This is a genomic window from Aurantimicrobium sp. INA4 (assembly GCF_027924525.1).
In the GTDB taxonomy this organism is placed as follows: domain Bacteria; phylum Actinomycetota; class Actinomycetes; order Actinomycetales; family Microbacteriaceae; genus Aurantimicrobium.
In genome coordinates, this window is sequence record NZ_AP027040.1 from 649,634 (window position 1) to 668,598 (window position 18,965).

General features: G+C 52.8%; 20 protein-coding genes and 1 tRNA gene. All 21 read left to right on the top strand.

Features of this window, described 5'->3' with window-relative positions; translation table 11 throughout:
* The first annotated feature begins 57 nt into the window (after positions 1 to 57).
* Entirely contained in the window at positions 58 to 219 is a 162-nt protein-coding gene (locus tag AINA4_RS03270) for a hypothetical protein (RefSeq protein ID WP_172418246.1), read from the top strand.
* Positions 212 to 1,012, top strand: coding sequence for a TlyA family RNA methyltransferase (locus AINA4_RS03275; RefSeq protein WP_281787506.1), 801 nt, complete (start codon positions 212 to 214; stop codon positions 1,010 to 1,012). Before AINA4_RS03270 ends, AINA4_RS03275 begins: the two co-directional genes overlap by 8 nt.
* 2 nt (positions 1,013 to 1,014) lie before the next feature.
* A complete protein-coding gene (locus AINA4_RS03280; RefSeq protein WP_281787507.1) occupies positions 1,015 to 1,926 on the top strand; it encodes an NAD kinase in 912 nt (303 codons plus the stop codon).
* Positions 1,923 to 3,611 carry a DNA repair protein RecN gene (gene recN / locus AINA4_RS03285; protein WP_281787508.1) on the top strand — a complete coding sequence of 563 codons (1,689 nt, stop codon included), beginning with the start codon at positions 1,923 to 1,925 and terminating at the stop codon, positions 3,609 to 3,611. The genes AINA4_RS03280 and recN overlap by 4 nt, the downstream gene beginning before the upstream one ends.
* 14 nt (positions 3,612 to 3,625) lie before the next feature.
* Positions 3,626 to 5,302 carry a CTP synthase gene (locus tag AINA4_RS03290; RefSeq protein WP_281787509.1) on the top strand — a complete coding sequence of 559 codons (1,677 nt, stop codon included), beginning with the start codon at positions 3,626 to 3,628 and terminating at the stop codon, positions 5,300 to 5,302.
* Positions 5,303 to 5,311: 9 nt separating this feature from the next.
* Positions 5,312 to 5,977 carry an NUDIX hydrolase gene (locus AINA4_RS03295; RefSeq protein WP_281787510.1) on the top strand — a complete coding sequence of 222 codons (666 nt, stop codon included), beginning with the start codon at positions 5,312 to 5,314 and terminating at the stop codon, positions 5,975 to 5,977.
* Positions 5,978 to 5,979: 2 nt separating this feature from the next.
* A complete protein-coding gene (xerD, locus tag AINA4_RS03300) occupies positions 5,980 to 6,888 on the top strand; it encodes a site-specific tyrosine recombinase XerD (RefSeq protein ID WP_281787511.1) in 909 nt (302 codons plus the stop codon).
* A 110-nt stretch (positions 6,889 to 6,998) separates the two neighbouring features.
* Positions 6,999 to 7,859 (top strand): ParA family protein, encoded by an 861-nt coding sequence (locus AINA4_RS03305; protein WP_231951828.1) that lies wholly within the window; start codon positions 6,999 to 7,001, stop codon positions 7,857 to 7,859.
* Positions 7,846 to 8,685 (top strand): segregation/condensation protein A, encoded by an 840-nt coding sequence (locus tag AINA4_RS03310; RefSeq protein ID WP_281787512.1) that lies wholly within the window; start codon positions 7,846 to 7,848, stop codon positions 8,683 to 8,685. The genes AINA4_RS03305 and AINA4_RS03310 overlap by 14 nt, the downstream gene beginning before the upstream one ends.
* A complete protein-coding gene (gene scpB, locus AINA4_RS03315; RefSeq protein ID WP_281787513.1) occupies positions 8,675 to 9,304 on the top strand; it encodes an SMC-Scp complex subunit ScpB in 630 nt (209 codons plus the stop codon). The genes AINA4_RS03310 and scpB overlap by 11 nt, the downstream gene beginning before the upstream one ends.
* Positions 9,288 to 10,175: a pseudouridine synthase gene (locus tag AINA4_RS03320; protein WP_281787514.1), complete on the top strand. Its 888-nt coding sequence runs from the start codon at positions 9,288 to 9,290 to the stop codon at positions 10,173 to 10,175. The genes scpB and AINA4_RS03320 overlap by 17 nt, the downstream gene beginning before the upstream one ends.
* Entirely contained in the window at positions 10,175 to 11,266 is a 1,092-nt protein-coding gene (locus AINA4_RS03325) for a prephenate dehydrogenase (RefSeq protein WP_281787515.1), read from the top strand. The genes AINA4_RS03320 and AINA4_RS03325 overlap by 1 nt, the downstream gene beginning before the upstream one ends.
* Entirely contained in the window at positions 11,263 to 11,931 is a 669-nt protein-coding gene (cmk, locus tag AINA4_RS03330; protein WP_281787516.1) for a (d)CMP kinase, read from the top strand. The genes AINA4_RS03325 and cmk overlap by 4 nt, the downstream gene beginning before the upstream one ends.
* Before the next feature lie 21 nt (positions 11,932 to 11,952).
* Complete coding sequence (gene der, locus AINA4_RS03335; protein WP_281787517.1) at positions 11,953 to 13,482, top strand: ribosome biogenesis GTPase Der; 1,530 nt, start codon at positions 11,953 to 11,955, stop codon at positions 13,480 to 13,482.
* A gap of 9 nt (positions 13,483 to 13,491) precedes the next feature.
* Positions 13,492 to 13,992 carry an NUDIX domain-containing protein gene (locus AINA4_RS03340; protein WP_281787518.1) on the top strand — a complete coding sequence of 167 codons (501 nt, stop codon included), beginning with the start codon at positions 13,492 to 13,494 and terminating at the stop codon, positions 13,990 to 13,992.
* Positions 13,993 to 14,001: 9 nt separating this feature from the next.
* Positions 14,002 to 14,607 (top strand): TMEM175 family protein, encoded by a 606-nt coding sequence (locus tag AINA4_RS03345; protein ID WP_281787519.1) that lies wholly within the window; start codon positions 14,002 to 14,004, stop codon positions 14,605 to 14,607.
* Positions 14,608 to 14,677: 70 nt separating this feature from the next.
* Positions 14,678 to 14,754: transfer RNA gene (locus tag AINA4_RS03350), tRNA-Pro, on the top strand.
* 134 nt (positions 14,755 to 14,888) lie between these two features.
* Entirely contained in the window at positions 14,889 to 15,734 is an 846-nt protein-coding gene (locus AINA4_RS03355) for a UbiA family prenyltransferase (protein ID WP_281787520.1), read from the top strand.
* Positions 15,731 to 17,152: an NAD(P)/FAD-dependent oxidoreductase gene (locus AINA4_RS03360; RefSeq protein WP_281787521.1), complete on the top strand. Its 1,422-nt coding sequence runs from the start codon at positions 15,731 to 15,733 to the stop codon at positions 17,150 to 17,152. Before AINA4_RS03355 ends, AINA4_RS03360 begins: the two co-directional genes overlap by 4 nt.
* A 79-nt stretch (positions 17,153 to 17,231) precedes the next feature.
* Positions 17,232 to 18,560: an MFS transporter gene (locus AINA4_RS03365; RefSeq protein ID WP_281787522.1), complete on the top strand. Its 1,329-nt coding sequence runs from the start codon at positions 17,232 to 17,234 to the stop codon at positions 18,558 to 18,560.
* A complete protein-coding gene (locus AINA4_RS03370) occupies positions 18,535 to 18,921 on the top strand; it encodes a DUF2200 domain-containing protein (RefSeq protein WP_348773307.1) in 387 nt (128 codons plus the stop codon). The genes AINA4_RS03365 and AINA4_RS03370 overlap by 26 nt, the downstream gene beginning before the upstream one ends.
* The last annotated feature ends 44 nt before the right edge of the window (positions 18,922 to 18,965 follow it).

The window sequence follows — 18,965 nt, forward strand, 5'->3', positions numbered from 1 at the left end:
CGGGATCGTCTCTCCCGCAAGGCTTTGTTCTTGGTTTACTTCCGATAACCTTGAACCATGAGCACCTCAGAAAACATCACTCAGTCAGACGGCGAACTCGTCTCTGCGCTGTCCGTCGTTGAGGACCAACCGCTCGAAAACCGTGCAGAAGGCTATGCAAAGCTCTACGACGACCTCCGAGCACAGCTCGAAGGTGGCGACATCCCTTCTCGTGACTAGTCAACGCCTCGATGCCGCCCTCGCAGCCAGATCTCTGGCTCGCTCTCGCAGTCATGCCGCCACACTGATTGCTGAAGGCTTCGTTCGAGTGGGTGGCAAGGTCATCAATAAACCTGCCTTCAAAGTTGAAGACAATGATGACATCAGCGTGGACGGCGCCGATCACTATGTTTCTCGTGCTGCGCACAAGCTGATTGCTGGTCTTGACGGTTTTGGCATCGATGTCTCTGGCCGTGCTGCCTTTGATGTGGGTGCAAGTACTGGTGGTTTTACACAAGTGTTACTAGAGCGCGGTGCGCAACCTGTCGTTGCTTTGGATGTTGGTCACAGTCAGCTCTCTCCCCGCATTCGATCTGATGAACGTGTCTTCGTTGTTGAGGGTGTGAATGCAAAAGGTCTTGATCGAGAAAAGCTTTCTGCCTTGGTCAAGCAGGATTTTGTGGCAGATGTTGTTGTTGCCGATGTGTCATTTATTTCGCTAACTCACATCATGTCGGCTCTCAAGGCTTGCGCAACCGAGACCGCTGACTACATTCTGCTCGTCAAACCACAGTTTGAGGTTGGCCGAACCGGAGTCAAAGAAGGCATCGTCACCAACCCCGCCCTGCGCGAAGAAGCAGTCATGGCGGTGTTGTGGTCAGCCTTTGATAACGGATTAGGAGTGTGCGGAATCCTGTCCTCCCCAATCCTGGGTGGGGCTGGTAATCAAGAGTTTGTGCTCTGGCTCCGTGCGGACAGTGGGTCTAATCCATCAGAATGGACTCAACAGGTTCACAAACTGGCAGGAGCATAGGTATGAGCGCACACGATCGCTATATCCTCGTTGTCTCCCATGCCACCCAGCAGGCCACTTTGGAAGCCGCAGTCGAGGTCTGCCAGCAGATACAGTCGCAGGGAGCTGTTCCAGTAATACGCGAACTAGAACTTTCTGCGGTTCTGGAACTTGCTCCTGAGCTCACCTCGCTCAAAGTCTTAGAAAAACATGTTCCTGTCACTGAGATTGAGTGCGCCATTGTTGTCGGGGGAGATGGAACCATCCTTCGCGCCGCAGAGTTATTGCGGGGAACAACTATTCCCATGTTGGGGGTGAACACGGGACACGTGGGATTCCTTGCCGAAACAGAACGAGACACTATTACCGAGACCGTTTCTCGCGTGTTAGCTAAAGACTTTGTGGTGGAGGAACGCTCAACACTTTCTGTTCGCGTCAAAGTAGGCAATGAAGTTGTTTATGAAACGTGGGCGCTTAATGAGGCCACGGTTGAAAAGGCGAGCAGGGAACGCATGCTTGAGGTGGTTATCGAGGTGGATCGTCGGCCCCTGTCCTCCTTTGGATGTGATGGGGTTGTGATGAGCACACCGACAGGATCAACAGCCTATTCCTTCTCGGCAGGAGGCCCGATTGTGTGGCCGACCGTTGACGCAATGATTTTGGTACCTCTCTCAGCCCATGCGCTTTTTGCTCGGCCTCTGGTTGTCGGTCCAGAATCTGTTCTTGCTGTTGAAATTCTTGAACGCCGCAGTGGTCATGGTGTGCTGTGGTGTGATGGTCGCAGAACACGTAATCTTCCTCCCGGAGCACGCGTAGTGGTCAAGAAGTCACCTGTGCCTGTGTTGCTTGCCCGACTGCACCACGAAACGTTTACCGATCGACTCGTTGAGAAGTTTGATTTACCTGTCACCGGCTGGCGAGGTCCTGGCGCGTGATTGAAGAAATTCGAATAAGAGATCTTGGCGTTATCTCTGAAGCAATACTTCCATTAGGTCCCGGGTTCACTGCCATCACGGGTGAAACAGGTGCAGGAAAGACCATGGTCGTCACAGCTCTGGGGCTGTTGCGTGGAGAACGCTCTGATTCCACAGCTGTACGTTCTGGCTCCGATACAGCGTGGGTTGAAGGTCGCTGGATAATTGAGCCCACAGAAACCATCACCGAAACAGTGACTGATGCTGGAGGTCTCATCGAAGGTGACGAACTCCTGTTGGGTAGATCTGTTTCTGCAGAGGGCCGATCACGCGCTGTTGTTGGTGGGCGAAGCACACCTGTGGCAGTACTGGGAGAACTAGGTGAGCTACTCGTTGCTGTTCACGGTCAATCTGACCAGGTTCGATTGCGCTCCACATCAGCTCAACGTGAGGCACTAGATCGTTTTGCTGGACCTCATTTCGCTGAAGTCCTGGGTGAGTACGCTCATGCTTTCCGCCGCTGGAAAGCTAATGCTGCCGAGCTAGCTGAACTGATTGCTGCTCGTGATGCTCGCGAAAAAGAGGCAGAAGAATTACGTCTGTCCATCTCCGACATTGAAGCAGCAGCACCACAGCCTGGAGAAGATGAACAGCTCACCGCACTTGCACAGCGCCTGATGCATACCGAAGACCTGCGTGTGGCAACAGCTCAAGCTCGGGCAGCACTGTCTTCGGATGACTCAGACGAGCTTGATGCACTTGCCCGTGTTGATCTTGCCAAGAGGGCACTTGAGAAGGTCGCAGATGTGGATTCAACATTGGCTTCCTTACTGGAAAATCTCACGCAGTTGTCCTTTCAGCTCCACGATGTTGCCGGGGCACTCTCCTCGCATCTGGCCAATCTTGAGGGGGAAGGCGAACAGAATCTCGACACTATTCAGGAACGCCGCGCAGAACTAAACACCCTGATGCGCAAATACGGTCCCACCCTCGATGATGTGCTCGCGCGGGTGAACTCCGGTAGTGCCCGGCTGCTTGAACTTGATGGTGATAGTGAGCGAATTACTGAGCTTGCTGAGGAGGTTAATGCAGATCACGCACTTGTTCTTCGCGGCGCGGAAGCCCTGCATATCCTCCGCGAAGAAGCAGCACAGAGACTCTCTGCTGCGGTCACTGAAGAACTTGCTGCACTTGCAATGCCTGATGCGCAATTGTTTGTGAAAGTCACCCAGGGTGAAGAACTAGCTGTGCACGGTGTAGACACCGTTGAGTTGCTGCTTCGACCCCACCCTGGCTCTGAGCCTCGGCCAATATCCAAGAGTGCATCAGGTGGTGAGCTTTCACGCATCATGCTTGCTCTCGAAGTGGTGATTGCCGGTCAAGACTCAGTTCCCACCTATGTTTTCGACGAAGTCGATTCTGGCGTTGGCGGGGCCTCTGCCATAGAGATTGGTCGACGCCTTGCCCGCTTGGCAGAAAAGTCACAAGTTATCGTGGTGACTCACCTTGCTCAAGTAGCCGCCTTTGCGACCAACCATTTGCGTGTGGTCAAGGACACCTCCGGGGAAGTCACCGCAAGCAGCGTGCACAAACTCACCGGATCCGAACGCGAGGCAGAGATGGCACGTTTGCTCTCCGGACTACAGGATTCAGAAAATGCTTTGGCTCACGCCCGCGAGTTGATTGAGCTGGCCTCCTCCCGCTGATAGGCTCTAATTCCGTGGTGAATACTTCGGGATCTAACGTAACCAAGCACATTTTTGTCACCGGGGGCGTTGTCTCGTCACTCGGGAAAGGCCTGACGGCAGCTAGCCTCGGCAATCTTCTCACCGCTCGCGGTCTGCGGGTGGTCATGCAAAAGCTTGATCCCTATCTCAACGTAGATCCTGGAACGATGAACCCGTTCCAGCATGGTGAAGTCTTTGTCACCGATGACGGAGCTGAGACAGATCTCGACATCGGTCACTACGAACGTTTCCTTGACATCAACCTGTCTCAGGCAGCTAACGTCACCACCGGTCAGATTTACTCTCAAGTCATTGCCAAAGAACGTCGCGGTGAATACTTGGGAGACACTGTTCAGGTCATTCCTCACATCACGGACGAAATCAAGCGCCGTATGCGCCTCCAGGCAGAGGACATTCCTCAGCCTGATGTCATCATCACCGAAATCGGTGGAACTGTCGGTGACATCGAATCACAGCCATTCATTGAGTCTGCACGTCAGGTTCGTCACGAACTTGGTCGCAAGAACGTGTTCTTTGTTCACGTATCTCTCGTTCCATTCATGGGTGCTTCGGGTGAGCAGAAGACAAAGCCAACTCAGCACTCTGTTGCTGCGCTGCGCTCCATCGGCATTCAGCCTGATGCTCTCGTTTTACGTTCAGATCGACCCGTTACAGAAAGCAACAAGCGCAAGATCGCGCTCATGTGTGACGTGGACGAAGACGCTGTAGTCAACGCCATAGACGTTCCCTCTATCTATGACATTCCAACCATGCTCAACAGTCAGGGACTTGATGGCTATATCGTTGACAAACTGGGATTGGATTGCGGTGAAGTCGACTGGTCTCACTGGACTCCACTATTAGAAGCTGTGCATGATCCTGCACACGAGGTCACCATTGGTCTGGTTGGAAAGTACATTGACCTTCCAGATGCGTATCTTTCCGTTTCTGAAGCACTACGTGCTGGTGGTTTTGCTCACCGCACCAAAGTGAACCTTCGCTGGATTCCCTCCGACAACTGTGAAACCCCAGAGGGTGCTGCAGAAAACTTGTCTGACCTCGATGGCATTTGTGTTCCTGGTGGTTTCGGTATTCGCGGTATTGAAGGCAAACTTGGCGCATTGAAGTTTGCTCGCGAAAACGGCATCCCAACTTTGGGGCTGTGCTTAGGTCTGCAATGCATGGTGATTGAATATGCCCGCAACATGGCTGGTTTGACCGACGCGTCTTCTTCGGAGTTTGACCCAGAAACCAAGACCCCTGTGATTGCCACCATGGCTGAGCAAGTGGACATCATCAACGATGGAGACCTGGGTGGAACCATGCGTTTGGGCCTCTACAAGGCAGCTCTTGCTAAGGATTCGTTGGCAGCACAGGTCTACGGCTCTGAACTCATTGAAGAGCGTCACCGTCACCGCTATGAAGTTAACAACACCTACCGTCAGCAGATTGCTGACGCAGGCCTGTCCTTCTCAGGAACCTCACCTGATGGACAGTTGGTCGAGTTCGTGGAATTGCCCACCAGCGTTCACCCGTATTACATCGCTACCCAGGCTCACCCTGAACTGCGCTCACGCCCCAACAATGCACATCCCCTGTTCTCTGGGCTCGTTGAGGCTTCACTTGAACGTCAAAAGGCAACTCGTCTGTTCGATATCGAAATAGTCTAATCCTTACTCATGTCTGGTTCATCGCAGGAAGATTTTCGCGACCTTCCTGTTGACGTGTCGATTACCGATCGTGACACAGTGTTTACCGGTCGGGTCTGGAATGTGGAGCACGAACGCTTCGAATACAACGATCACGTCATCGCCCGAGACTATGTCGACCACACCGGCGCTGTTGCAGTATTGGCCTTAGATGACAATGACCGTCTGCTGGCTATCCAGCAGTACCGTCACCCCATTCGCATGCGTGAATGGGAGATTCCGGCAGGACTGCTGGATATTCGCGGAGAAAGTGCACTGCTCGCTGCGCAACGCGAATTAGCCGAAGAAGTAGATTTACAGGCAGATTCTTGGGCGGTACTCACTGACTATTGGACGTCACCAGGTGGATCCAATGAATTTGTACGTATCTATTTGGCCAGAGACCTACATAACACACCTGTTCCTTTTGAGCGCAGTGAAGAGGAAGCAGATATGGAATTGCGCTGGATAAGCCTGGATGAAGCGCACGATGCGGTGTTGGAAGGTCGGGTCTCCAACTCCATCTTCCAAATCGCAATCTTGCAAGCACATGCCTCCAGGGCACGAGGCTGGGACACCCTGCAACCCGAGGATGCCCCCTTCGAGATGCGGGAGCGCCGTGATCGACTCGGCAGTGGCGCACCCTGGCAGGGGTAGTAGTGAACCTACAGCAAGCCAGAGATAACTATCTGCGCTATGTCCAGATAGAACGCGGGCTTTCCGTCAACACCGTTGCCGCCTACACCCGCGATATCGATGCCTACCTGCTGTGGCTCAGTGAGCGCGACATCACTGAGGCGCAACAGATCACGTTGCAACTGGTCAGCGAATACGTTCAATGGCTAGCAACGAGGACAGAAAGCCCGTTGACGGCCTCGAGCCAGTCCAGAACTCTCAGCTCAATCAAAGGATTTCACAAGTTCTTGGTCGAAGAAGGACTCCTCGAACACAACGTCACGGCAGACCTCAATCCGCCCAAGCTTCCCAAGCGCTTGCCGAAAGCCATCAGTGTTGAACAAATGTCTGCACTGTTGGCCGCCACTGATGGAGAGGAAGAGATTCGAGTTCGCGATAAAGCGCTCCTGGAGCTGCTGTATGCCACAGGTGCACGTATTTCTGAAGCAGTCAACCTCAACGTTGACGATGTCACCATGAATGAGGGAATGATTCGTTTACGCGGAAAGGGTGGCAAACAGCGGATTGTTCCGGTTGGTTCCTACGCCCAAGCAGCATTAGATGCCTACTTAGTGCGAGTGCGTCCCGTATTCTCAGCCCGAGGAAAGTCCACTCCGGCACTGTTTCTCGGTCCTCGAGGTGCTCGTGTGAGCAGACAGATGGCCTGGCTCATCATTCGTGACGCTGGAGAGCGTGCTCAGCTAGACATTGAACTCTCTCCACACACCTTCAGGCACTCATTTGCAACTCATTTACTCGCCGGTGGGGCAGACGTTCGCGTAGTTCAAGAGCTACTCGGACATGCTTCTGTCTCAACAACACAGATTTACACTCTGGTCACCGCAGATACACTGCGTGAGACCTACATCACGGCACACCCGCGAGCACGCTGAACAAGCTCAACTTCGGCCTAATATCTCGTTAGACTAAACAGCACGAGACAGCGTGGGTGTACTCATCGAGTTTCGTGATTTTTGCTCAATCTCACAGTGGGGACACTCGAGTGGTTACGTACAAGAACGGCGTGAAGGTCGGCCCAACTGGACGTCCCTTGAAAGACTTCCCAGTCCCGGCACCTCTCACCTCTCACGGCCCTGCTCGCATCATTTCAATGTCGAACCAAAAAGGTGGGGTTGGAAAGACCACGACGAGCATCAATTTAGCTGCTGCGCTGGCCGAATACGGCCGTAAAGTGCTGGCAGTGGATTTCGACCCTCAGGGTGCACTTTCTGCTGGTTTGGCGATTCAAACCCACGACGTTCCCACCATCTACGACCTTATGCGTGGATCGGTCAAGGACACGAAGTCGGCAATTCAACACTCGAAGGTTCCTAACCTTGATGTGATTCCTGCCAACATTGATCTTTCTGCTGCAGAAGTCCACCTCATCAACGAGGTTGCTCGCGAGCAGATTCTTGCCGGTGTGCTTCGTCAAGTGAAGAACGACTATGACGTTATCTTCATTGACTGCCAACCTTCACTGGGCCTTCTCACGGTAAATGCGCTCACCGCTGCACACGGCGTCATCATTCCTTTGGCCACCGAGTTCTTTGCCCTGCGTGGTGTTGCATTGCTGATTGAGACCATTGACAAGGTCAAAGAGCGCCTCAACCCAGCTATTGAACTTGATGCAATTATTCCGACCATGTATGACCCTCGAACCTTGCACTCGCAAGAGGTCATGGAGCGCGTGGTGGAGACCTTCGGCGACAAAGTCACCGACACCGTTATTGGTCGTACCGTGAAGTTCCCAGATGCCTCCGTCGCGGGAGTTCCCATTACTGAGTTTGCGCCTGACCATGCCTCGGCTAAGGCTTATCGTCAGCTTGCTCGTGAATTGATCGAACGCGGTGTCGTCGCTTAGCGAGCCCACCACTGACGCTGTTGACACTCCAGTTGAGGGTGCCGACGGCGGTTTCCGTGTTGCTGTAGGGGAGTTTGAAGGTCCTTTTGACCTGTTGTTGAACCTCATCTCTAAGCATGAACTTGATATCACTGAGATTTCTCTCAGTGTCGTCACGGATGAGTTCATCCAGTACCTCAACACCCTCGATCTGGAGAAAGAACTCGACGCCGCCACAGAATTCCTCGTTATTGCTGCGACGTTGCTTGATCTCAAAGTTGCTGGGTTGCTTCCTCAAGGCGAAGTTGTTGACGCTGAAGATGCGGCACTGTTCGAAGCTCGTGACCTGCTCTTTGCTCGATTGCTGCAATACCGTGCTTTCAAAGATGTCGCTCAGTGGTTCTCAGAACAGTTAGATACTGAATCAACCCGTCATGTGCGCACCGTTCGTCTTGAAGATCGCTTCCGCAAGCAGGTTCCTGAACTAATTTGGAACACGAGTAAGGAAGATTTCGCGGCGTTGGCCATGTTGGCCATGGCGCCGCGGGAGATTCCCGTGGTCGGTCTTGACCACCTGCATGCTCCACTGGTCAGTATCCGTGAACAGGCCGCCACCGTCGTGACCAAACTGCGCTCAGGAAAACCGATGACGTTCCGTGAACTGGTTGCAGATGCAGCCGTTGCTGGCGTGATCGTGGCGAGGTTCCTTGCGGTGCTGGAGCTCTACCGCCACGCAGCTATTTCTTTTGCCCAGGATGAACCCTTGGGTGATCTCACCATTGAGTGGACCGCCAGCAACTGGTCCGATGACAACCTCGCCAATTTGGGGGCCGATTATGACCGATAATGCAGAAACCGCCGCCGAGGTCACCCTAGATGACGTAGTGGATGCAACTGTGGCAGAACATGCCCCTGTGGATGTTGAACGCGCCATAGAAGCCATCTTGATGGTTGCAGACGAGCCACAATCAGTCGTCTCGATTGCCTCTGCCATGAGCGTGCCGGTTAAAGCCGTCAAGCAAGCCATTGAAAACCTCGTGAACGACTACAACGGCACCAACGGAACCATTGAACGCGGTTTTGAACTGCGCGAAGTTGGCGGCGGATGGCGCATATATGTCCGCGAAACATACGATCACGTTGTAGCGGACTTTGTTCTTACCCAAAACCCCACCAAGCTCTCTCAAGCAGCACTAGAGACTTTGGCTGTTATTGCCTACAAACAACCCATTAGCCGTGGGCAAATTGCTCAGATACGTGCTGTCAACGTTGACTCGGTAGTTCGAACACTGCTTAGCCGAGGACTCATTACTGAAGTCTCCAGTGATGCAGAGACTGGTGCCATCCTCTATGGCACCAGTGACCTGCTGTTGCAGCAGCTGGGAATCAACTCTTTAGATGAACTCCCGCTCATTTCTCCACTGCTGCCAGATGGCCAGGAAGGCTTCGATGTCGACGCTTCGTAGTGGTGATCCTTTACCCGAAGGGTTCAAAAACGCTGACCGTCCACCCATAGAAGACTGGAATGCTGAAGCTGCACCCCAAGGGGTGAGAATTCAGAAGGTCATGGCGGCAGCAGGGGTAGCCTCACGCAGGGTTGCCGAGAACATGATTGCCCAAGGCCGTGTAGCCGTCAACGGCAAACTCGTGACCGAACCCGGTTTACGTGTTGACCCCGAAGTGGATGAAGTGACCGTGGACGGTATTCCCGTCCAAGTAGACACCTCCAAGCGTTACCTCATCTTGAACAAGCCCGTCGGTGTCGTCAGCTCCATGGCAGACGACCGTGGAAGACCAGACCTCTCAGATTTCACCAAGCACTACGAAGAACGCCTGTTCTATGTCGGGCGCTTAGATCAAGACACCAGCGGTCTACTCATTCTCACCAATGACGGAGATCTAGCCCACGTGCTGGCTCATCCCTCCTTCGGAGTGCAAAAGACCTACATTGCCAAGGTAAGAGGGAAAGTCACACCACAAACACTCTCCAAGCTCACTACAGGTTTTGAACTCAGCGATGGATTCATCCAAGCCGATAAGGCACGATTACTCTCTGTTTCGCATAACGGAGACACCTCACTCGTTGAAATCACCCTGCACTCGGGGCGAAATCGAATTGTTCGCCGCATGCTCAAAGAAGTAGGCCACCCCGTACTGGAGTTGGTGCGACGTGCTTTTGGTCCCCTGCACCTTGGCACGCTACCGGTAGGGCAGATGAGAGACCTCACTAAAGTTGAACTAGGGGCAGTGCTTGCGCTTTCGCGCTCCAACACGGAAGAACTACCCGAATACACCGAAATCGACAATGACGATATGAGCGAAGGAGAAGACAACTAATGTCAGATACCAACGCCGTGCGCCTGAATGCGCAAGTCCGTATCGTCGGAACTGGCCTTCTTGGAGCCAGTATCGGTCTTGCATTGCGCTCGCAAGGGATTGATGTCGCGCTCGCCGATGCCTCACCGAGTTCAGTGCATCTCGCCACAGACCTAGGTGCTGGACGTCCGGCTCACGCAGATGACCAGCCCAAAATCATTGTGGTGTGTGTTCCCCCCGATGTCACCGCAGATGTCATTGAGGCAGAACTTAAGGCATTCCCTAACGCAGTAGTCACCGATGTGGCTAGTGTGAAGCTGGCACCACTGCACCAGCTTCAGGCCAGGGGAGTGGACATCACCCACTACGTGGGTGGGCACCCACTTGCCGGCCGAGAACGTGGCGGAGCCATTTCTGCACGTGGAGATCTCTTCTTGGGTCGTCCCTGGGTTGTCTGCCGCGATGAGGAAACTCCCGCCTGGGCTCTTGCGCTTGTTGAAGACTTAGTTCTCGACTTAGGTGCTGTGCCCATCGAAATGACTCCAGAGGCTCATGACGAGGCAGTGGGCTTGGTTTCTCATGTTCCTCAGATTGTCTCCAGCCTGATGGCGAAGCAACTTGAGGGTGCTTCAGATGAAGCAGTTCGGTTAGCTGGCCAGGGTGTGCGTGATGTGACACGCATCGCTGCCAGCTCACCTGAGCTGTGGATTCAAATTTTGGGAGCAAATAAGGACTCCATCGTAGGAGTGCTCGAAAACTTGCAAAAAGACCTTCAAAGCGTCACTGAGGCTCTGAGAGATGTCGATGCACCCGGAGCGCGCAAGGTCATTGCCGAAGAAATGGCAGCCGGCAATGCCGGAGTCGCAAGGCTTCCCGGCAAGCACGGACAAAACCGTCGCTATGCCCAGATTGTTGTTCTCATTGATGACCGTCCAGGTCAACTTGCACAGTTGCTCACAGAACTCGGAGAGCTCAACATCAACTTGGAAGATCTCCGTCTTGAACATGCCGAAGGTGCGCAGATGGGTATGGTCGAATTTTCTGTCGTTCCCGAGGTGAGGGAAACTCTCATTGCAGAATTGACCAAACGTGACTGGAGAGTGGCCTATTGAGCGCACCTATCGTTGTTGCCATAGATGGGCCCGCCGGTAGTGGTAAATCATCAGTTTCGAAAGCAGCGGCGCGCACACTGGGCTACGCCTACCTTGACACAGGCGCTGCTTATCGTGCTGTGGCATGGCATGTCCTCAATGAAACCGTCGATCCAGCGGATGAAGCTGCAGTGATTGAATCGTTGAACGACTTCGGTTACGTCATCAGTACAAACCCCGATGAATACTTCGTTCGTGTCAATGAAGAAGACATAACAGATGCTATTCGGGAGCCCCGCATCACAGATGTGGTGAGCAAAGTGGCCAAGATTCCTGTAGTACGCCAATACTTGGGAGACCTCTTCCGCCACATCATGGCCACCACAGACAAGCCCGGAATTATTGCCGAAGGTCGCGACATCACCACAGTTGTTGCCCCGGATGCACCGGTACGAATCCTGCTGACAGCCAGCGAAGAAGCTAGAATGGCAAGGCGCTCTGCGGAACTTCCGCAGCAATCGCAAGATCAAACGGCGTCTGCACTGCGTGCCAGAGATGCAGCCGACTCGCGAGTATCTGACTTCATGACCGCCGCTGATGGCGTTGTGACCGTTGATTCAACCGACTTCTCCTATGAGCAGACGATTGATGCGGTCGTTGAAGTTATTCGCTCGCGCACGGCATAGGCGCAGGCGAAGGAGAAAATTATGGCTGAGAACCTCACCCCCGGTGACGAGGATGTGTTCGACGAAGAAAACGAACTCGAGCAGCTTTCTGAGCGCCTAGAAGATCTCGACGAAGAACTTGCCATTGCCCGCGCAGCTTCGCTGCGCGCTGGCTTGGATGACTACGACCTCGACGAGGAAGACTTTGAGCTGCTTGATGCAGCCACTGAAGATCCAGACCAGATCACATACCTGCCAGCACTTCCCGTGTTGGCAGTGGTGGGACGTCCCAATGTGGGAAAGTCTGCCTTAGTCAACAGAATCATTGGTCGCCGTGAAGCAGTCGTGGAAGACACCCCAGGTGTGACTCGTGACCGTGTCTCCTACAAAGCCGAATGGATGGAACGCCAGTTCACTCTGGTGGATACCGGCGGCTGGGAACCAGATGCCAAGGGAATCAACGCGTCTGTAGCCGCACAGGCTGAAGTCGCCATTGACCTCTCCGATGCTGTTTTGTTTGTTGTTGACGGCAACGTCGGAGCAACAGCCACAGATGAGCACGTTGTGAAGCTTCTCCGTAAGACCAAGAAGCCTGTCTACTTGTTGGCAAACAAGGTAGATGATGCTCGTCAAGAACCCAACATTGCTAACCTGTGGTCTCTTGGTCTGGGGGAGCCACACCCTGTTTCTGCACTCCACGGACGTGGTGTTGCTGACCTTCTCGATCTGGTCATCCCTCAGCTTCCCGAAGTTTCTGCGGTAGCTAAGCAAGAAGTTGGTGGCCCTCGCCGTGTGGCCATTCTTGGTCGCCCTAACGTGGGCAAGTCCTCACTGCTCAACAAGGCTGCCGGTGAAGAACGTGTGGTTGTTAATGACCTCGCGGGAACTACACGTGATCCTGTGGATGAGCAGGTAGAGATTGCGGGCAAGGTGTGGCGTTTTGTCGACACTGCCGGTATTCGCCGCCGTGTTCACCTTCAGCAGGGTGCCGACTTCTATGCAACGTTGCGCACTAGCGCTGCATTGGAAAAAGCTGAAGTTGCTGTTGTCATGATTGACGTTACTGAGCCGATCTCTGAGCAAGATGTTCGCATCATTGACTTGGTGCTTGAGTCAGGTAGGGCACTTGTTCTCGCATTCAACAAGTGGGACATGCTCGATGATGATCGTCGCCGTTACCTTGAGCGTGAAATTGAACAGGATTTGGCACACGTGGCCTGGGCGCCACGTGTCAACATTTCTGCTCGTACCGGTCGTCACATGGAGAAGCTGGTTCCAGCTCTCGAGCGTGCGCTTGAGTCATGGGATACCCGTATTCCTACCGGAAAGTTCAACGCCTTCTTAGCAGAGCTCACCGCAGCACATCCCCACCCACTTCGTGGTGGAAAGCAGCCACGTATTCTTTTCGGAACGCAGTCTTCGACTCGTCCGCCAACCTTCGTGCTCTTCACCACCGGCTTTTTGGACCCCGGCTATCGTCGTTACATCCAACGTCGCCTGCGTGAAATTTATGGTTTTGAAGGTTCTCCCATCAACATCAACATGCGTGTGCGCGAGAAGCGGAAGCGATAGCCTTCACACATGGGCAAAATCCCGCCACACCTCCCACCGCCGCATTTACGTGACCCCGGTGATGCGTGGGCGGTGGGACCAGACGGCACCAAGTATTGGGGTGCATTTGGAGCAGCAGGCCTACTGGTATTCCATCCGGAAGCAGGAGTCCTGCTACAACACCGGGCAGAGTGGTCTCACCACGGCGGAACGTGGGGAATCCCTGGTGGTGCAATCCGACAGGGTGAAGAAGCCGTTGCAGGAGCTTTGCGCGAAGCAGATGAAGAAGCCGGAGTCCCTGCGGACAAAGTTATCGTCATGTTCTCCCACGTCAAAGATCTCGGTTTCTGGAGCTATACCACTGTTGTGGTCCAGGCCTCAGAAGTTTTTGAACCGGTAATGGGGGATTCCGAAAGTGAAGCTCTTGCGTGGGTGGGGTTCGACCTCGTCGACTCCTTTGATCTTCACCCAGGATTTGCCGCTTCGTGGCCTACGCTTCGCGAACGCATTGACGCTCATCTAGGAAGCTAAAGTACCTGTATGGCTAGTTCTCGCGGTTTTGATCGACTCGTCAACTTTTCTGACGCTGTTGTGGCAATCGCCATCACTATTTTGGTGTTACCCCTGGTGGACGAGGCCAGCACTATTGGGCACGGTAATGTGAATCACTTCCTGGCCGGAATTGGTGCACAGGTTTACGTCTTTGTCTTGAGCTTTGCAGTCATTGCCTACTATTGGTTCCTGCACCACACCTTCTTCGAACAGCTCCAGCAGGTTGACAGACGCATCATGCTCTTGAATACCTTGTGGTTATTTGGAATTGTTTTCATTCCATTCCCCACTGCACTCATTGTTGATTCCAATGGACCTGCTGGCTGGGCAACAACCATCTATATGGGAACCATGCTGTTCTTGGCGATTGTTCAGTTGGCCATGAAGGTTTACGTTCAGAATCACAAAGATCTCTTGACGCCGGGAACGGTATATATCCGCGGTTACATCGGCTCTCAAATCATTGTTGTGCTGTTGGCTGTAGCAATTGTTATTGCCACTGTATTCGCCAACATTGGGCTTTGGGCATTGATGCTTTTATGGACAACCCCACTGTGGGTCAAGCCTGTTCAGAAGTTACAACGTTCTCAATAGACCTTGCACATGCACGTCTGCAGAACCGGTAGGATAAACAAGTTGTCTTGTCGTGAAAACGTCGAGATCACGGGCTGTGGCGCAGCTTGGTAGCGCACTTGACTGGGGGTCAAGGGGTCGCAGGTTCAAATCCTGTCAGCCCGACCATAAAAAACGACCGGCAATTGTCGGTCGTTTTTCATTAATCCAACTGGCCAGACCATCAAGCGCCTCCTTTCTGATACAAACTCGGTGTTCATATGGGCCTCTGGCTCATAAAAATCGAGGGCTAGAGTGGAGGGGTGCTCTCACGCCTTCTGACTATCTCCCGCCCCGTGTTGTGGGTCAACACCATTGGGACCACAGTCATGGCCATGTGGCTCACGGGCCAGCTGTGGACGTGGGACATTATTTGGCTTCTGCTGTGGGTCACGCTTCCGTTTAATCTCTTGATTTACGGCATCAACGACATTTTTGATCAAGAGACTGACAACATCAATATCCGCAAAGGTGGATATGGCGGCGCAAAGATTTACCCGAAGGAAGTTCCCTGGATTTTCTGGGGAGTAATTCTTACCAACGTTCCCTTTTTGGTTTTCTTTGGTCTCAGCTATTCGTGGCAAACAAACGCCTGGATTTGGGCATACACACTTTTCTTCTACTTCTATTCTTCGCCACCTCTTCGCTTCAAAGGCAGGCCATTCTTAGATTCGCTCAGCAATGCTGACTATGCCTTCCCTCTCGCCTTTGTCCCGTTAGCTTTGGGTTTTGAGCCCATCTGGATGGCAGTGTGGGGTTTGATGGCCTGGTCTCTTGCCAAGCACACCTATGACGCCATCCAAGACATCGAAGAAGACAAGTATGTGGGAATCAAAACCACTGCTGTATTACTGGGTACCAAAGGCTCACTCTGGTGGGTCTCTATCTGGTGGGCAGTTTCATCCGTGTTCTTTGCGGTCATTAATATTCCTTTAGCGCTAGCCAACGCCGGTTATGCAGCATGGTTAGTGTGGCTGATTACTCAAAATGATTCCCCTGAGAATGCCAAGCGGGTATACAAATACTCGGTTGCTTACCCTTACATCGTGGGTGCTGTAGCGGGGGTTCAACTCGTTCTGGCTATTTTCTTTGGTTTATATCAACCGTGAAATCAGCAGAGAAGAAAAAGATTGTTATCGTAGGCGCTGGCCTCGGTGGACTCAGTGCGGCAGCACTGCTTGCTAAAGCAGGCCACTACGTCACTGTTCTGGAGAGAAACTCATGGATTGGTGGAAAATCTCGGCGCATTGAGGTTGCCGGTCAACGCATCGACACCGGCCCTTCGCTCGTCACTTTCCCCGCAGTATTGGAAGAACTCTTTGCTCGTTATGACAGCATGGGTCCTGGAACACCCGCAGCAGAAATAGCCAACCTTGAGTTAGAGAGACTTCCTGAGGTGGGGACGTATTTCTTTCGTGATGAAGTGGTGAATCTTCCCGTCGAACGAGATCACCACTGGTATCCAGCATGGAAGAGGTTTGATGAGATTCATGGAGGGCTCAGTCCCGAAATGGTCAAACTTCTCGTTTCTGACCCGTTTGATCCCAGCACGCTTCCAGCAGTGAATGCCCTGCTCAAAAACTATGGAAGACATATTTCAACAAGCTCGTATCTTTCCAGTTTGGATTGGATGCCAGAAGAACTCAAAGAAGTTATTGCAATCCATACGTTGAATGCAGGAATTTCGCCGGAACGCACTTTGGCGCTGTATGCCACGATGCCGGCAGTCATGGCGCGGGAAGGTATTTTCGTTCCACGTGGGGGAGTCTATGAAATAGCTCTAGCGCTCTCGCGGATGGCCACAGCAGCTGGCGCCCAGATAATTACCGATGTGCCTGTCACCTCTATTGCTCGAGGACGCGTCACCACAGAAAACGGTATCTATGACGCAGATGTCATCATCGGTGCCGCTGATGCCCAAGTTATCGACGCACTTCTTGGAAAAAAGATTCCACAAAATGAGAAAGTTTCCTGCTCAGGGATTGCTGTCTTTGCTGTGCTGGACGAGCCGCTGCCGGAGTCAACCGTCACTCATTCGGTGATTATGCCCAGCAACCCAGCTCAACTCCATGAGGCATTGGATAGGCGAGAACTTCCAGAAGAAACCATGGCCTTTGTGAACTACTACAAGCCAGGTCATATTTATCCCAACACCAAGGCAACTGCTGCACTGTTACTCACTGCCCCCTCAGATGGGAAAGAGTATGACCTCTCTAGTGAGTTTGTTCAACGAGAGCTCAGCCGTATTTCCCTAATGATGGGGCTTCCGCGCAACTTAGCCGAGTGCATTGAGGATTACACCGTTTTGCACCCCAAATATTTCTCTAGTTTTGGTGCTGACGGAGGAGCACTGTACGGGGCAACTAGGAAACTGTGGCAGGGCGGCCCCTTCCACCGGCCGGCATATTCGTCACTGACTCGACCTTGGTTGTGGAGAGTCGGAGCATCCGTTCACCCCGGGGGTGGAATACCTGCGGTCCTTGGTGGATCAATGAATTCTGTAGCCCGCTTGCTCAAGAAACTGTAAGTTTTGAGGCATTGATTGCAGCAACACGTCAACAAGTGCTGATCTGAGTGTCCTTCACGCCGAAGCTAGACTCTCCTTCGTGACTGAAACCAAGCGCCGCTTTGTCGATCTGACGCCGCTCAAAGTTTCGCCCGCATTCGCCAGGCTTTGGATTGGTGCTGGACTTTCGGGCATTGGTGCTCAAATGACCATCATGGCGGTGGGTCTCCAAATCTTCGACATCACCCAAAACACATTCATGGTGGGGCTTGTAGGGGGCATTGCTCTTATTCCGATGCTTTTTGCTGGTCCATGGGGTGGAATGCTGGCTGATAGCCAAGATCGAAGAACCGTCATTCTGGGAGCCATCACGGTTTCATTCATCTCGACGATCGGTCTCGTTGTTCTCTCTATTGCTGATGCGAATCTCGAGGCAAATGGCGACAGCGTTGCAGTGTGGCCGTTTTATGTCTTTACGACCATTAGCGCTATGGCATACATCATCTCGGGTGCTGCGCGCATGGCGGTCTATCCTCGAATCCTTAAGCTCGAGGACGTTCCCAAAGCTAATGCGCTCAGTGGTATTTCTATGGGCATTCAATACACGGTGGGACCAGCACTCGCAGGTGTCCTTGTTGCTACGTCTGGATTCACAGTGACATTCATGGTGGACATGATCTTGATGTTGGCTGGATTCTTTGGCGTCTTTACCTTGCCGAAGATTCCCCCACTGAACGATGCAGTAGCTAAGGGATGGGATGGCATCAAGCAAGGTCTTGCTTTCTTGCGTTCTGCACCGAATATCCGCACAAGTTTCCTTTTCGACATTATTGCTATGGGTTTAGGTAGGCCCTATGCAGTTCTCCCTGCTGTTGCTGCCACCGTGATTGGGGGAGGACCGACTACTGTGGGGATCCTCACGGCAGCAGCAGCCGTGGGAACTTTCTCTACAAGTTTGCTCAGTGGTCCTGTCGCACGAATTAACCGTTTTGGTCTAGCAATTGGTCGCGCCATCACCATTTATGGCGCATTCATCGCTTTATTTGGTGTGGTCGTACTGGCAGGAATGGTGGGCGCATTTGGCCCGGTGGGTAACACCTGGTCAGAGGTCAGTGTTGTTGGACTCGTGCTTGCTGCTCTGTGTTTTGTGGGTATGGGTGCTTCTGATGAGGTCTCTGCGATATTTCGATCCACCATTTTGATGACTGCAGCACCAGATGAAATGCGTGGCCGCCTTCAAGGAGTCTTTTATTCCGTTGTTGCCGGTGGGCCACGACTAGGTGACCTATTCACTGGAGTAATGGCGGTTTCTATAGCCCTTTGGGCTCCAGGAATAATTGGTGGACTGGGAATCATTGTCCTGATTACAGTGTTGCTCAACACCAATAAGAGATTTAGGAATTATGACAACCGCACCCCTGAGCTCTAGGCAAGAAGCAAACATGCAACGCATGTTTGCAATGCCCTTTGCGGATTTGTATCCGCTCTATGTCACGAAAGTTCTAAAAAAGAACAGAACTGAAACTGAGCTTCGTTCTGTTATTTCCTGGCTGACCGGTTATGACGACAATGGCATAGACAGGTGTATTTCATCGAGCCTGAGCTTGTCTGAATTCTTTGCCAATGCTCAGTTAAATCCTGACGTTGCATTAATCACCGGAAGTGTCTGTGGAGTGAAAGTGCAAGAAGTTCAGGATCCTCTCATGCGCAGTATTCGTTACATGGACAAGCTTGTGGACGAGCTGGCTCAGGGGAAATCTCTCGCGAAGATAATGCGCACTCTCCGCTGATAGAGCGTGATCCATCACACTGTTGGTTCTTTATAGCAATTTAG

Excerpts from the sequence above, each read along its gene's own strand:
- AINA4_RS03325 (WP_281787515.1), top strand. The coding sequence starts at position 10,175 with ATGTCAGATACCAACGCCGTGCGCCTGAATGCGCAAGTCCGTATCGTC.
- AINA4_RS03280 (WP_281787507.1), top strand. The coding sequence starts at position 1,015 with ATGAGCGCACACGATCGCTATATCCTCGTTGTCTCCCATGCCACCCAG.
- AINA4_RS03345 (WP_281787519.1), top strand. The coding sequence starts at position 14,002 with ATGGCTAGTTCTCGCGGTTTTGATCGACTCGTCAACTTTTCTGACGCT.
- der (WP_281787517.1), top strand. The coding sequence starts at position 11,953 with ATGGCTGAGAACCTCACCCCCGGTGACGAGGATGTGTTCGACGAAGAA.
- AINA4_RS03295 (WP_281787510.1), top strand. The coding sequence starts at position 5,312 with ATGTCTGGTTCATCGCAGGAAGATTTTCGCGACCTTCCTGTTGACGTG.
- scpB (WP_281787513.1), top strand. The coding sequence starts at position 8,675 with ATGACCGATAATGCAGAAACCGCCGCCGAGGTCACCCTAGATGACGTA.
- AINA4_RS03320 (WP_281787514.1), top strand. The coding sequence starts at position 9,288 with ATGTCGACGCTTCGTAGTGGTGATCCTTTACCCGAAGGGTTCAAAAAC.
- AINA4_RS03370 (WP_348773307.1), top strand. The coding sequence starts at position 18,535 with ATGACAACCGCACCCCTGAGCTCTAGGCAAGAAGCAAACATGCAACGC.
- AINA4_RS03270 (WP_172418246.1), top strand. The coding sequence starts at position 58 with ATGAGCACCTCAGAAAACATCACTCAGTCAGACGGCGAACTCGTCTCT.
- AINA4_RS03340 (WP_281787518.1), top strand. The coding sequence starts at position 13,492 with ATGGGCAAAATCCCGCCACACCTCCCACCGCCGCATTTACGTGACCCC.